The sequence below is a fragment of the Prevotella sp. OH937_COT-195 genome, from assembly GCF_003932845.1.
Lineage (GTDB): Bacteria > Bacteroidota > Bacteroidia > Bacteroidales > Bacteroidaceae > Prevotella.
Window position 1 is genome coordinate 45,170 of record NZ_RQZH01000015.1, and the last position, 14,398, is coordinate 59,567.

Sequence of the window (14,398 nt, forward strand, 5' to 3'; positions counted from 1 at the left end):
TTGAGGAGCGAATAAAACAGTTCTTCACGGTTGACCGGCGACACCGATAATTAAGGTATTGTTTTAACTCCGGAACTCTTAATCCTCACACTCTTAACTACAAGAGAGAAAGAAAAAGGAATGATTCTTATATTCGGAGGCACCACAGAAGGACGGAAAGCAGCCGCGGCACTCGAAGAGGCAGGCAAAACTTTCTACTATTCCACCCGCGGAAACGGGCAGGAAATAGACCTCGTGCACGGTATTCGCACCACGGGGGAAATGGATGCCGACGCCATTGTCGATTTCTGCAACAAGAAAGGTGTGGCACTGATAATTGATGCGGCGCACCCTTTTGCCAAAAACCTGCATAAGAATATTGTGGAGGCGGCACGCAGAATTGCACTGCCCGTGATAAGATACGAAAGGCAGTATCCTCCGCATGACAACGACTTGGTGTGGTGCAAAGACTATGCCGATGCGGCAGAACAGATGGAAATGCACGGTGTGGAACGACTTCTCGCACTCACGGGGGTGCAGACAATAGGCAGTCTTAAGTCTTTCTGGCTTCGACACCACACTTGGTTCCGCATTCTTCACCGCGACTCGTCGGTGGAAATGGCACAAAGACACGGTTTCCCGAAAGAGAACCTGACTTTCTACGATGACGAACCCACAGCCGAGATGATAAAAAAGCTGCAACCCGATGCCATAATAACAAAAGAAAGCGGAACGAGCGGAGGATTCACGGAGAAAGTGGAAGCGGCACGAAAAGCAGGCATATCCGTCTTCGTGGTACAGCGACCGACAATCGATGCCGAACAAGTGAATCTCGTAAAAGTGAACGGACCGCACGGCATGCGACTGAAAACGCAAGAGATACTACCCGACTTCTACGAACTGAAAACCGGAATAACCACAGGCACATGCGCCACGGCGGCAGCCGTGGCAGCACTGACAAGGCAGAATGTGGTAAGCGTGCGCATTCCGGACGGAGAGGACATCGAGGTACGCATATCCGCACTCGGCAAAAACTCTGCAACGGTAACAAAGACGGCAGGCGACGATCCGGACATTACCGACGGACTCGACATAGTGGCAAAAGTGGAAACATACCCGGCTGACAATGAACAAAAAGGAGAAAGACAGAACGGCACTCGACAATCATATATCGACATAGAAGGCGGCGAAGGTGTCGGAACCGTGACTCTGCCGGGACTCGGGTTGCCCATTGGGAGTGCCGCAATAAACGAGACTCCGCAGCAAATGATACGCCGAAACGTGCTGCCGCTGTTGCCGAAAGGAATGTCGGCAACGGTAACGATAAGCGTTCCACAAGGACGGGAAACGGGCACACGGACATTCAACCCGCGCATAGGGGTGGTGGGCGGAATAAGCATCATAGGCACAAGCGGCATCGTGAAACCTTTCTCTTCGGAGGCTTGGATAAACTCGATACGCAAAGAAATGTCGGTAGGATTGCAGGCTTCGAAAGCAGAAAGTTCAAAACAAGAAATTCAAATAGTGATAAACAGCGGCGCAAAGAGCGAACATTTCATGCGCAAACTGTACCCGAAACTGCCCGAACAGGCATTCATACACTACGGCAACTTCATCGGCGAAACGATAACGATAGCCAAAGAACTGGGTGTTACGAAACTGGCAATGGGCGTAATGATAGGAAAGGCGGTGAAACTTGCGGAGGGAAGACTCGACACCCATAGTCACAAAACGACGATGAACATCGCTTTCGTGCAGGAGATGCTGAACGAATCGGGAGTGAAGAAAGACATAGGCGGCATAAACATGGCACGCCAACTGTGGTCGATACTTACCCCGGAAGAGATGCAACGTTTGGAAAAAACAATAATAGAACACTGCCACGAACACTGCGACCCGCTGCTGCCCGATGGCAAGATTGACATAACATTAATATCCGAAAACATAACGAAATGAAGAAATTTATCATATTTGCATGCCTCGCGGCATTGCTCACGGCATGCCGGCAAACGGCAGGCAACAGCCGCGGAAACAGCGGCGAGGGCAACGACACGGCAACAGTGACGACGAAATATGCCCGGGGCTTCAGCGTGAAAGAAGAACAAGGATACCGCCTGCTCGAGATAAGAAATCCGCAAGAAACCGACGGCAATGCGGCATACCGATTCGCACTCGTGCCACGGGGGACAACGCCCGACAACATTCCGGAGGGCTGCACCGTGATAGAGACACCGGTAAAGAGCGTTATCTGCATGACCACACAGCAACTCGGAGGGTTCATAAAACTCGGAGCACTCGATTTCGTTACAGGAATAGCGAGCGCAAAACGACTTTTCGACAAGGAACTGAAACAGCGCATACAAGACCGGCGCATGGTGAAAATAGGCAAGGAGGGAAACTTCAACGAGGAAATGATACTCGCCTCGCAGCCGGACGTGATACTCATATCGCTATCGAAACGAGGAGGATTCGACAAACTGCAAGATGCCGGCGTACCGCTGATACCGTACATGGGATACGAGGAAGTGTCGCCTCTGGCACAGGCAGAATGGATAAAGTTCGTAGGACTGCTCACGGGAAACACCGCCAAAGCAAATGACATTTTCAGCAAGGTGGAACGCAACTACAACGATGCCAAGGCGATGCTTCCCAAATATGAGACAATGCCGTCGGTGCTATACGGAAAAATGCACGGCGACAATTGGTATGCCATGGGCGGCAAGAGTTTCGTGGCAACGATAGTGAACGATGCCGCAGGGCAGTATTTCATGTGTGCAGACAACAATACGGGAGGAGTGAATATCGATTTCGAAAAGGTGTATTCCGATGCGGGCAATGCCGATTTCTGGATAATACAGAACAAAGAAAAGGATAGTTTTTCATATACGATGCTCGTTGCCGACGACCCGCGATATGCCGATTTCAGTGCATGCAGAAACAAAAAGGTGGTGTGCTGCGACATGAACCGCACGCCTCTGAACGAATTATCTGCCATGGAACCGGACATACTGCTCAAGGATTTCATAAAGGCTTTCCACCCGGAAGTGCTGAAAGACTATACCCCAAAATACTATAAACTGACGGAATGAAAAACAAGAGCCTGCCATATTTCGTGCTGATGACACTCGTCATTGCCGCATTATTCTTCCTCAACCTGCTGCTCGGCACGGTACACATACCTGTTTCCGATGTATGGCGAATCCTTGCCGGCGATGAAGGAGAACCCGTGGTATGGCAGAACATCATACTGAAATCGCGACTGCCGCAGGCTCTCACCGCCATGGTTGCAGGCGCAGGTCTTGCCATAGGCGGACTACAGATGCAGACTGTGTTCCACAACCCGCTCGCAGGCCCGTCCGTACTGGGCATCAGCAATGGTGCCTCGCTCGGCGTGGGATTCATGGTTCTCGCCTCCGGCAGCATCGGCGGCGTTGCCATGAGCAGTCTCGGCATAGCGGGTAACGCGGCATTGTCGATAGGTGCCATAATCGGCTCGCTGTCCGTAATGTCGCTAATAGTATATGTTGCACAACGGGTAAAGGGCAATGTCACTCTGCTCATCATCGGCGTGATGATAGGCTACGTCGCCACGGCAATAATAGGCGTGCTGAAATATTTTGCCGCCGAAGAAGACATCAGGGCATACGTTGTGTGGGGATTGGGCAGTTTCTCTCGCGTCTCGGCAGGTCAGGTGTGGCTCTTCGTCGCGCTAATGGCTGTACTCATACCGCTTTCCATGCTCCTTGTCAAAACCATGAACCTGCTCTTGCTGGGTGAAGACTATGCGCGAAACCTCGGTCTTAACATACGCCGCGCGCGACTTTCGGTCATTGGTTGCAGCGGCGTTCTCGTGGCAATCGTCACCGCCTACTGCGGTCCGATAATGTTTCTCGGGCTTGCCGTGCCTCATCTCTGTCGCTCGATATGGCGCACTGCAGACCATCGCGTACTGATGCCTGCCGCCATGCTCACCGGTTCTGCCCTTGCCCTTGCGTGTTGCATCATCGCGCGCATGCCCGGCTTCGAGGGCGCATTGCCGATAAACTCCGTAACTGCGCTCGTCGGAGCACCAATAGTGGCAATGGTGTTGTTCAAGCGAAAGTGACAAAATTATGTCAAGAATAGGGAAAAACCTAATACAAATAGGGGTAATCTCTTTGCCGTTTGCAAGGAAAAGAGTATCTTTGCGGCATAGTTTTAACCTGAAAAACGTTTTTGACATGAAAAAGATTATCGCCACAATCGCATTGGCAGCATTTGTTTTAATGCCGTCATTCGCACAGAATTACAAGCGAAGTAAGTATTATAACCGCAACAAGCGACACCTTGATTACAACAACAGGAGGCACGGCAGTTACGACAACCGCGATGTTTATTACGGTTTCCGCGTGGGTCCGGCATTTACAACGGTAAACTCCGACAACCCGTTGCTCGATGGCGGAAAAACCATGACGGGACTAAACGTGGGCTTCGCAGTCGGCATGGGACTAACAGACCGTGCACCGCTCTACTTCGAGTCCGGTCTTTACTATACGGAAAAAGGCGGCAAGAACAAGAATGGTCCACTCGATTTTACCTACAACCTTGGATACGTGGAATTGCCGTTCGTGCTTAAATATGCCTACAACATCGACGAGACTTTCTCCATACAGCCGTTCTTCGGCGGATATTTCGCATGCGGAGTGTCCGGAAAGATAAAGAATTTCAAGAATCGCAAGGCATATAGTTCGTTCGACAGCGATTCGGACAGTTCTTTCGAACGCCTTGATGCCGGATTGCGAATGGGTGTGGGCGTAGGCATCGACTTGTTCTATGCCGACCTTACCTACGATCTCGGACTTGCCAACATCGGGCATGACGATTTCGACGAGTGCCACAACAGTGCCGTGATGCTCACTTTCGGCGTGAACTTCTGACATGTAACATAAATGCGAAGAGGATGTGTCAACACAGGCACATCCTCTTTTTATATATCTGTTAAAAACACCATAAATGCGGTTCGGCAACGTAAGGTCGGATTTATCCCAAATCGGTCATTAGACCGCATTTGCTCAGATTTGCCATTGCCGTTACGCTTCCCAACCGCTTTAGCCCGCTTGCTGACATCTGCGCAGCCGTTTCATCTCGACGCAGCCCGCTACGCCTTCGATGAAACGGCTGCACATCTGCCCAACAATCGAACAAAATCAGTTGAGGGCTCTAATGACCGATTTGGGCTTACCACACTCCTAACACCCGGCATAAAAGCCGATAACAACCAAGGGAGAGGCGTTTGTCCGGTGTCGGGGGGATTATAATTCCCCCCCAACGCTTCGAGTCTGTGTTTACGATGTTTCGCCTATATGTGTTTTCCGTCCGTATCCCATTCTATTTAAACTTCATACCCAAGTGTTTCATAATAAAGCCGTAGATGTCGGCTTGTTCTTCCAATTGTTTTGCCAATGGTTTGCCGCTGCCGTGTCCCGCTTTGCTGTCAATACGAATGAGTACGGGTGCCGTGCCGGCTTGGCAATCTTGCAAGGTTGCTGCAAATTTGAACGAGTGTGCGGGCACTACGCGGTCGTCGTGGTCGGCTGTTGTTACGAGTGTGGCAGGGTAGCTGACGCCTTTCTTCAAATTATGCAGGGGCGAATAGGCATACAGATATTCGAACATTTCCTTGCTGTCTTCGCTTGTGCCGTAATCAGGCGCCCAGTTCCAGCCGATGGTGAACTTGTGGTAGCGCAACATATCCATTACGCCCACTTGCGGAATGCAGACTTTGAACAGGTCGGGGCGTTGCGTCATACATGCGCCAACGAGGAGTCCGCCGTTGCTGCCGCCCATAATGGCGATGTGGTCTTTGCTCGTGAAATTGTTGGCAATGAGCCATTCGGCAGACGAAATAAAGTCATCGAACACGTTTTGCTTCTGCATTTTTGTGCCTGCCACGTGCCATTCTTCACCATATTCGCTACCACCACGCAGGTTTACCTGTGCATAGATGCCTCCATTTTCGAGGAACGGTATGCGCATTGACGAGAAACTTGGAGGCAACGACACGTTGAACCCACCATATCCATATATGAGTACAGGGTTCTTTCCGTTTTGTTTCAGCCCCTTTTTGCAGGTTAGGAACATCGGGACGCGCGTTCCGTCCTTACTTGTGACGAAAACTTGCCGGGTGATATATTTATCGCGGTCGAACTTAATCTTCGGTGCGGCGTATAAAGTGCTCTTGTTTTCTGCAATGTCGTACCGGTAGATGGTATTAGGAACGGTGAACGAAGAGAAGCCGTAAAAACATTCTTTCTGTCCGCGTTTGCCGTTAAAGTAAGCGCGTCCCACGGTAGGGAGTTTTATTTCGTTGAGTTTCCTGCCGTCTGTCGAGTAAACATAAAGGTGGGTAGAAGCATCTTGGTTGTAAGTAAGCACGAGTTTGTCATCGGCAAACTGCACGTCCTCGAGCACGTTTTTGCTTTCGCCGATGAGTTCTTTCCAATCTTTAAAGCCAGGCTTGTGTATGTTGGCAACCATTACGCGGCCACGTGGCGCACCATCGTTGGTGAGCAGATAGATGTCATCGCCGATGGTTTCGATGGGGCTGTACTGCAAGTCCATGTTGGAAGTCATCTGTATGAACTGCGAGTTTGGCACACGAAGGTCGCGTACATATAGATTCACACCCGAACCCGCACCGCTTTCATAAAGGAACATCATGGTTTCGTCCTTGTTCACCCAAACCGAATAGAAGCGCAGCGGGTGAACAGGATTCCGGTAGAACAACACATCGTCGCTCTGTTTCGTGCCTATTTTGTGGTAGTAAACCTTGTGCACCTCGTTCTTGGAACTGAACTCCTTGCCCTTTTCGGGGGCATCGTATGCACTGTAATAGAAGCCGTTGCCGCACCATTGTGCGCCACCAAACTTCGCCCATTCTATGTGGTCGGTCAGCAGTTCGCCCGTTGCCACGTCTTTCACGTAAATTTCCTGCCAATCGCTTCCACTGCGCGAAATGACGTAAGCCATATATTTTCCGTCCTTCGAAAAGGTTGCATTTTGCAATGCCACGGTGCCGTCGTCGCTCAGTTTGTTAGGGTCGAGAAACTCGCGGAGCGTTCCTCCCAACTCGTCCATTTGGTATAGCACGCTTTGGTTCTGCAGTCCGTTGTTTTTATATACATACCATTTGTCGTTCTTCTTGAACGGTGTGCTAACCTTTTCGAAGTCCGCTACTTCCTTCAAACGTTTCAAGAGTTTGGCACGGAAGGGTATTTTCGCCAAGTAAGCGTTGGTCACTTTGTTTTCAGCCTCTACCCATGCCGTGGTTTCTTGGCTCCGGTCTGCCTCCAAGGGACGATAAGGGTCAGGCACTTTCACGCCGAAATATGTGTCCACGGTGCCGTCTTTCGGTGCCTGCGGATAGACAATGTTTTGCGCAGTCATTGTTGTTGCTGTCAGCGCGAGTGCCGACAATGCGATAAACTTTCTCATTCTGTTGTTAGGTTTATGTTATTTCTATGTTTCAAAACGGTACAAAGATACTAATATTTTCAGACCTCTGCAAAACTCTTGGCACAATAGTCTTGCAGAAATATCCGAGTTATAATATTCCGTTAGATTTATTTGATTTTATGAAGATAATTGTGTCGAAAAGCGACAACTGTGCTTTGCCCTCGCAAAAGCGACTGTTTTGCTTTGCAATTTCGCCCAAATTGAAAAGCAATTCCGCCTGTTTTACATATTCGGAAGGAAAGAACGGGAGATAAAACTCTGCCGTTTTAACCCAAATCGGTCATTAGAACCCTCAACCGATTTTGTTCGATTGTCGAGCAGATGTCAACCGTTTTCATCGAAGGCGTAGCGGGCTGCGTCGAGATGTAATGGCTGCGCAGATGGCAGCAAGCGGGCTAAATCGGTTGGGAAGCGTAACGGCAATGGCAAATCTAAGCAAATGCGGTCTAATGACCGATTTGGGTTTAATTTACACCGATTGCCGAAACAGACTTATGGCATACACCAATAATGATTGACACACAGCACATGAATATCGGAAAAAGATAAAGTTAAAAATAACTTTTTTATTAATCAAGCGTCTCGTTTTTACAATTTATGTTAAAAAAAGAACGCATAAACAAAATCCTTTGGAAAAATATTATTATATTTGTATAAACCAAATGCCAAAACAGAGAAAACAAATGGCAGATACAAGCAACCAAGACATGATTTGACAAAACTTTAACACTAACACAAATGCCCGAGCCTCTGTAAGCATTCCCAGAAAGGGGTAAAGGAGAGAGGCAACAACAACATGAAAAAGAAAAATTTACTTTTAGCAGGACTGGCCGCAATGGCGGCATTATGGACTACCGATGCGAACGCGCAGACGGAGTACAAGTACAGTTTCGAGGGAGACGTGATTGCAGACGGATGGAGAGTGGAGACAACAAATAACTCACAGACATGGGTGCAGTGGGGTACAAAGAAATTTAATGATGTAACTGTGGTTCCCCACGATGGAGAGAAGCAGATGTGGCTGGGATGGTCGTGGAACAAGCAAGACGAAAGACTCGTTTCGCCTGCAATCAAACTCGGAAGCAACGCCACTCTTACCTTTTGGAATTTCATTCCCGATTACGATGCGGAAAAAGGTTCGCGTTACAATGTGGAAATATCCACTGACAACGGAGAGACATGGACAAAGTTGTGGAATGTTACCGAAGAAAACAAGTATGAGAATGCTATAACGGTAGACCTCGGTGCATACGCAGGAAAAAACGTAAACATATCATGGCGTGCATACGACGGTAACGGAACCGGACTTGAATACACTTGGCTCATCGACAACGTAACGGTGAGCAACATCAAGCCTGCATACGATGTGGTGCTGGAGAGTTGCAAGGATAACAAACTGCCCGTCATCAAGGTGTTAAGAGAAAAGTTGGGCATAGGATTGAAAGAGGCCAAGGATTTTGTGGAGAGTGCACCATGTATATTGAAAAAGTTGACCACGATGTATGATGCAAAGGATTTTGTCGATGCAATAAATAATGCGGGAGGATTGGCAAAGATGGCACCGGCGGGAATGTACGACCCCGAGTTCATTTCTCTCTTCGAAAGTTTCGAGGAAGATGCCATGCCCGAAGGATGGACAACGGAGGATGAGGACAATGACGGAGAGACATGGAAAATAATAAATGGAACAGAACTTTATTGGTTGTTTCCTTTGTCAGGTGACAAAGTAATCGGTAGTTGGTCATGGAACAACAAAGAATTAGACCCGAACAACTATTTAATCTCTCCGTTGCTTTCGGATGCAGCAGAGTTAAATTACCGGTTTGCCATGAATACAAAATATCCTGATCATTATCAGGTACTCGCCTCGACAACGGGTAATGATGTTGCCGATTTCACGAAAGTGCTTATAGACGAGAAACCGGAAGGATTGGTTAAAATCGGAGGAAGTGATACCCAATCAATATGGTACGAGCGCACGCTGCCGTTGCCCGCCGGAACAAAACATGTGGCGTTCAGACACTGCAACAGCAAAGACAACAACTACATTCTTCTTGACAACATCAGGATAATAAAAGGTATTGCCACGGGAATAGAGACGGTGACAACCGATGATAAGACCGTCGCAAGGAAAGGCATATACAACATAAACGGAATGAAGACGGACGGCGAATGGGAGAATTTGCCGAAGGGTGTGTATGTGGTTGACGGTAAGAAAAAGGTGAAGAACTGATACGAACATGACGTGCGGGGCGGTGAGATGTATCCCCGTGCACATTGACAACAGACAATATATGTCGGGAGACTGCATGCGGTCTCCCGCATTGTTTCCGTATTTGACAGACAACAATAAACCGGAGTACCGTAATTCGGGCATTCTTTTATGGAACATTCCCTTTGCCGTAAGGAAATAAATCGTTATCTTTGCCAAACATTAACACATCTGCAGACATTCTGACTGCCACCGTCGCGCAAGGCGAGACAAAGCTACAAGTAAAAGAAACAATGAAAGAGAACAGAGAATTGCAACTGGCATGGGAGTTTGTCGAGAATACCGGTGTGAGCATATTTCTAACGGGAAAGGCGGGGACGGGCAAGACAACATTCCTGCGCGAGATTAAACGTCGCTCGCCGAAACGAATGGTGGTGGTGGCACCAACGGGAGTTGCCGCAATAAATGCCGGCGGACAGACAATACATTCTTTCTTCCAACTGCCGCTGTCGCCATACGTCCCGCAAACGCATTACAAGGAACGGTTCGATTTCTCGAAAGAAAAGAAGAAACTGCTGCGCACTCTCGACCTGCTCGTAATAGACGAAATATCAATGGTAAGGAGCGATCTGCTCGATGCCATAGACAACGTGATGCGACGTTTCAGAGACCCGAGACGACCGTTCGGAGGTGCACAACTGCTGATGATAGGCGACCTGCAACAACTAACGCCGGTGGTGACGGCAGCCGACCAAGCCTTGCTTCAAGAACATTACGACACGCCATATTTCTTCGGTTCGAAAGTTTTGCAGCAAACTCCGTATGTAACACTCGAACTACAACATGTGTATCGGCAGCAAGATCCGGTGTTCATCGATATTCTCAATCATATACGCGAGGGACGCGTAACACCGCAGGACATCGACCGACTGAACCGATGCTGCCTGCCGGATTTCTGTCCGAAAGCCGATGAAGGATACATACGGCTTACCACACACAATCATATTGCCGACTCGTACAACGAAAATCGCCTCGCCAACATTAGCGGCAAGGCATACCGTTTCAAAGCAGACATAGAGGGGACGTTCCCCGAATACTCCTACCCCACCGACGGGGAACTGACTCTTAAAGAGGGGGCGCAAGTAATGTTCGTTAAAAACGACCCTGCCGGAAAATTCTACAACGGGCGAATAGGACGGATAACAAGCATAGACCAGGGGCACGTATGCGTGACATGTCCCGGCGATGACTGCGAAATTGAGGTGGAAGCGACGGAATGGGAGAACGCGAAATACGAACTGAACGCACAGACAAAAGAAATAGAGACCACAGTGCAGGGCATATTCAGGCAACTGCCGCTGCGTCTCGCATGGGCAATAACGATACACAAGAGTCAGGGACTTACTTTCGAACATGCCATCATAGATGCCGCTTTCTCGTTCGCCGCCGGACAAGTGTATGTGGCACTTAGCCGGTGTAAGTCGCTTGACGGACTGGTTTTGGCAAAACCCGTGCAACAGTCAAACATAATGAACGACCGAGGCGTGGGAAACTATATCGCCATGCAGGGCGAGGCGGCGCAACGCAGCATAAGCATGCTGCCCGCACTGAAGGAGCAATACCACATCGAGCAACTGCGACAACTGTTCGATTTCAACGACTTGCAGCGCAGCGAAAATCAACTTGCACGAGTAATTGAAGAGCATTTCGCCGGCACACACCCAAGGCTCGCGGCAGCACACAGACAAGCACGCAGCGACATAAAAGACAAGGTTGTGGAGGTGGCACGCAAATGGACGGCAATTTTCATGGCAATGAACGGTGGCGAACTGAACAATACTCAATTCGCCGAACGTGTCAAACGCAGCGCAACTTATTTCCTTGACACCGTGACCGACATCCTCGGCGACCTTCTGCCGGCCACCTCGGCAGAAAGTGACAGCAGGCATGTACAAAAACGATTTCTCGATGCCATTGCAGACACCGGCATGATTTACGATATAAAGACAGCCATACTGAAAGAGGTGGCATTGAACGGATTCGACCCCGTAACGTTCATGCGCATTAAACAACGAGTGACACTCGGCGTGACAGACGACAGAGAAGAAATACCGAAAAAACGCACAAAGCGCAACAAAAAAGAGAAGGCAAAGAGCAATGTGAACACAGAAGACGTGCAGGACAAGGCTCTGTTTGAACAACTCCGTGAATGGCGACAGAACAAGAGCGTAGAGAAAGGACTTCCGCCTTACGCCATCATTCGGCAAAAAGCACTCATCGGGATAGCCAACAGTCGTCCGCAAACAATCGGACAACTAATTTCGATTCCCTTTTTCGGAAAGAAATCTGCCGAGACATACGGCGAAGAAATCTTGGAAATTATAACAAACGCATAATACGGAACATGCAATTCACCACCGAATTGTCATGCGTGCCACGAAAAGGAGTTTTTATATACAATGTCGTTGAGATGCTCGTTGTGTTCGTGAGTCTGTTTTTAATCTGCTTGTTCTGCCCATCGACATTATGGATTCGGCGACGGACAGAACAGCAGATGCGAATATTCGTTTAACCCAAATCGGTCATTAGAACCCTCAACCGATTTTGTTCGATTGTTGAGCGGATGTGCAACCGTTTCATCGAAGGCGTGGCGGGCTGCGTCGGGATGTAATGGCTGCGCAGATGGCAGCAAGCGGGATAAAGCACTTGGGAAGCGTAACGGCAATGGCAAATCTAAACAAATGCGGTCTAATGACAGATTTGGGTTTAATGGTTATTATATTTGTGATTTGTATTTGGTATCTTTTTCCGCTGCGGTAAGATTCCCAATGGCATACAGCAGCAACAACAACGGTACGATTAAATCTAATAATTGGTTAAACAGTATTTGGCTTATAAAAAAACCGGGAGAGTCTTTCAAAAAGTAATATAACGACATCATACTCAATAATTCCGAAACAATAGTGAAACCGCTTGCACCAATCAGTACATAGTTTGTCAGCGAAAAACGTCCTTTTCCTGCCAACAACAATACACCATACAGGACGAAAGCAAGGAGTGTCATAATATGCAGCACGTATTCAATATTGATACGGAAATCAATTATTTGCATTATTTGCCAAATTGCCAATACCAACCAAAGAACATGCGCAAAGACTATCCAACCACCAACTACGCGGAAATAGTTTCTCTTTTGCAGAAAGGCGATTCCCATAATGATAAAAGAGATTGAAATAAAAAAATTAATCGTAACGGACAGCAACATGTCCAACCTACCTGTATCACCATAATTGGGGAAAATGAACAGTTTGAAAAAATCGAATAAACACAGACAAATGCCGAAAACGGAAAATGATGTCAGCCACATAAGTGCCTTTTGCCGTAAGGCAGGTTTCGGGACATTCTCTGTTGATTCATCGGGGCGGATGCCGTACCGATTGTCGTATGCATTACCCTCAAGACACATCAAAACAAGCAACCATATACCGCCCACAAAAGGAATGAGACCGACAAGCATCCACCATCCGCTGCGCCCGGTGTCGTGCAGACGGCGTATGCCGACCGCCATCGAGGGGACAGCCATCACGGCATAATAAAGCACTGTCAGTTTGTTCATGAATATCATCTTGTAGATGTAATCATTTAAAAAACCATCTAACAGCAATGTAATCAGTCCGGCGACAACTGCCCATATCATTGTGAACAGCAAGTTGAACAACACGAAAATCCAAAACTCTTGCCGGGTTGCCCTGCCGCTGAAATCGGCATATTGCCGAAATGTTTTAATAAACCATTTCATATCATTCCTTGTTTTATCTATACGTCTTTCTGTTTTCTATAATATCTTTGTCCGAGACGGGTTATGCCATGATGACAATGCTAAAATGCGAGAACGGCACGGGTGGATACATTGCTTGATTGAGCATAAGTCTTGTTCCTTGCTATTACAGACTTCCATTGAGGAACATAAACAAGTGCCGTACGGTCAGATTTTTCTGTGGAAGACCAATATTGAGGCAATGCAAGTGGTTTTCCTCCGGGAATTGCTTCAAGTCTTGCATTTAGTGAGGCATTTTCGAACAATAAATCACAAAGTGTTTTAAGTTCGTTGATTGCCGGCAGATACCAACCATTGCCCTTTTTGGTACACCACGAAAATGCAGGATACCATTTCTCCCAATTATTCCATTTCTTTATCATTTCCAGATTCTTTGCACCATCGTTCTCGTCATTCGCATTCGTGAGTTTATAAACGAAACCTGTTGGAGTGACCGGCATCCACCATCCGCCTGCCTCTTTAACATCGTGCGATACGACCAGCCCTTTCTGCTGTGAAGTTTTCTCACGAACCACTATTCCCATACATGTCTTGGCATTGTTTAAATCTTCTGAAAAACTTCCGTCGTCGTAATAGTAATCACCGATTTTCGGACTTTCAATTATTGTTCCGCCATTCTTCTTCCACTTTGCATACAGCGTAAAGTTTGCAGTTACGTCGCTTACGTTGTAGGGGAAATCGACCTTGTTGGTAAGACCGGCTTCCTTATACCAACCCTCGAAAGTATGATTGGCTTTCACCGGAGGGGCGGGTTCTGCCAGAGTTCCGCCTTTGAGCACCTGCACGGCGTGGTTGTCTCCTTCGGAAGGCCATGCGCCGCCATTGAGTTCCCACGTCACCTGCCAGTATTCCGCCTGTGCTTCCGGCTGCCATTT

General features: G+C 48.2%; 11 protein-coding genes. 7 read left to right on the plus strand and 4 right to left on the minus strand.

Annotated elements, in window-relative coordinates; genetic code table 11:
* Positions 1–120 precede the first annotated feature (120 nt).
* The 5 genes from cbiD (at position 121) to EII32_RS07220 (ending at position 5,276) form a co-directional block, all read left to right on the plus strand.
* Positions 121–1,935 (plus strand): cobalt-precorrin-5B (C(1))-methyltransferase CbiD, encoded by a 1,815-nt coding sequence (cbiD, locus tag EII32_RS07200; protein ID WP_125234758.1) that lies wholly within the window; start codon positions 121–123, stop codon positions 1,933–1,935.
* A complete protein-coding gene (locus tag EII32_RS07205) occupies positions 1,932–3,068 on the plus strand; it encodes an ABC transporter substrate-binding protein (RefSeq protein WP_125234759.1) in 1,137 nt (378 codons plus the stop codon). The genes cbiD and EII32_RS07205 overlap by 4 nt, the downstream gene beginning before the upstream one ends.
* Positions 3,065–4,084 (plus strand): iron ABC transporter permease, encoded by a 1,020-nt coding sequence (locus tag EII32_RS07210; RefSeq protein WP_125234760.1) that lies wholly within the window; start codon positions 3,065–3,067, stop codon positions 4,082–4,084. Before EII32_RS07205 ends, EII32_RS07210 begins: the two co-directional genes overlap by 4 nt.
* Positions 4,085–4,199: 115 nt before the next feature.
* Complete coding sequence (locus EII32_RS07215) at positions 4,200–4,895, plus strand: outer membrane beta-barrel protein (RefSeq protein WP_125234761.1); 696 nt, start codon at positions 4,200–4,202, stop codon at positions 4,893–4,895.
* 141 nt (positions 4,896–5,036) lie between these two features.
* Positions 5,037–5,276, plus strand: coding sequence for a hypothetical protein (locus EII32_RS07220; protein ID WP_125234762.1), 240 nt, complete (start codon positions 5,037–5,039; stop codon positions 5,274–5,276).
* Positions 5,277–5,346: 70 nt separating this feature from the next.
* Here EII32_RS07220 and EII32_RS07225 read toward each other — a convergent pair whose 3' ends face one another.
* Complete coding sequence (locus EII32_RS07225; protein ID WP_125234763.1) at positions 5,347–7,452, minus strand: prolyl oligopeptidase family serine peptidase; 2,106 nt, start codon at positions 7,450–7,452, stop codon at positions 5,347–5,349.
* Between the two features lie 817 nt (positions 7,453–8,269).
* Here EII32_RS07225 and EII32_RS07230 point away from each other — a divergent pair.
* Together EII32_RS07230 and EII32_RS12770 are read left to right on the plus strand one after the other, a co-directional pair.
* Positions 8,270–9,706 carry a L7/L12-related protein gene (locus EII32_RS07230; protein WP_125234764.1) on the plus strand — a complete coding sequence of 479 codons (1,437 nt, stop codon included), beginning with the start codon at positions 8,270–8,272 and terminating at the stop codon, positions 9,704–9,706.
* Between the two features lie 272 nt (positions 9,707–9,978).
* Positions 9,979–12,081 carry an HRDC domain-containing protein gene (locus tag EII32_RS12770; RefSeq protein ID WP_410524574.1) on the plus strand — a complete coding sequence of 701 codons (2,103 nt, stop codon included), beginning with the start codon at positions 9,979–9,981 and terminating at the stop codon, positions 12,079–12,081.
* Positions 12,082–12,209: 128 nt separating this feature from the next.
* Here the strand turns inward: EII32_RS12770 and EII32_RS07240 are convergent, their stop codons facing one another.
* The 3 genes from EII32_RS07240 to EII32_RS07250 form a co-directional block, all read right to left on the minus strand.
* On the minus strand, positions 12,210–12,416 hold the full coding sequence (locus EII32_RS07240) for a hypothetical protein (RefSeq protein WP_125234766.1): 207 nt from the start codon (positions 12,414–12,416) through the stop codon (positions 12,210–12,212).
* A 45-nt stretch (positions 12,417–12,461) separates the two neighbouring features.
* On the minus strand, positions 12,462–13,484 hold the full coding sequence (locus EII32_RS07245) for a DUF805 domain-containing protein (RefSeq protein WP_125234767.1): 1,023 nt from the start codon (positions 13,482–13,484) through the stop codon (positions 12,462–12,464).
* Positions 13,485–13,564: 80 nt separating this feature from the next.
* On the minus strand, positions 13,565–14,398 hold an 834-nt coding region (locus EII32_RS07250), incomplete at its 5' end, for an InlB B-repeat-containing protein (RefSeq protein ID WP_199741411.1).

What these genes read in the sequence shown, in the direction of transcription:
- cbiD (WP_125234758.1), top strand. Translation starts at nt 121, where the DNA reads ATGATTCTTATATTCGGAGGCACCACAGAAGGACGGAAAGCAGCCGCG.
- EII32_RS07205 (WP_125234759.1), top strand. Translation starts at nt 1,932, where the DNA reads ATGAAGAAATTTATCATATTTGCATGCCTCGCGGCATTGCTCACGGCA.
- EII32_RS07210 (WP_125234760.1), top strand. Translation starts at nt 3,065, where the DNA reads ATGAAAAACAAGAGCCTGCCATATTTCGTGCTGATGACACTCGTCATT.
- EII32_RS07215 (WP_125234761.1), top strand. Translation starts at nt 4,200, where the DNA reads ATGAAAAAGATTATCGCCACAATCGCATTGGCAGCATTTGTTTTAATG.
- EII32_RS07225 (WP_125234763.1), bottom strand. Translation starts at nt 7,452, where the DNA reads ATGAGAAAGTTTATCGCATTGTCGGCACTCGCGCTGACAGCAACAACA.
- EII32_RS07230 (WP_125234764.1), top strand. Translation starts at nt 8,270, where the DNA reads ATGAAAAAGAAAAATTTACTTTTAGCAGGACTGGCCGCAATGGCGGCA.
- EII32_RS12770 (WP_410524574.1), top strand. Translation starts at nt 9,979, where the DNA reads ATGAAAGAGAACAGAGAATTGCAACTGGCATGGGAGTTTGTCGAGAAT.
- EII32_RS07245 (WP_125234767.1), bottom strand. Translation starts at nt 13,484, where the DNA reads ATGAAATGGTTTATTAAAACATTTCGGCAATATGCCGATTTCAGCGGC.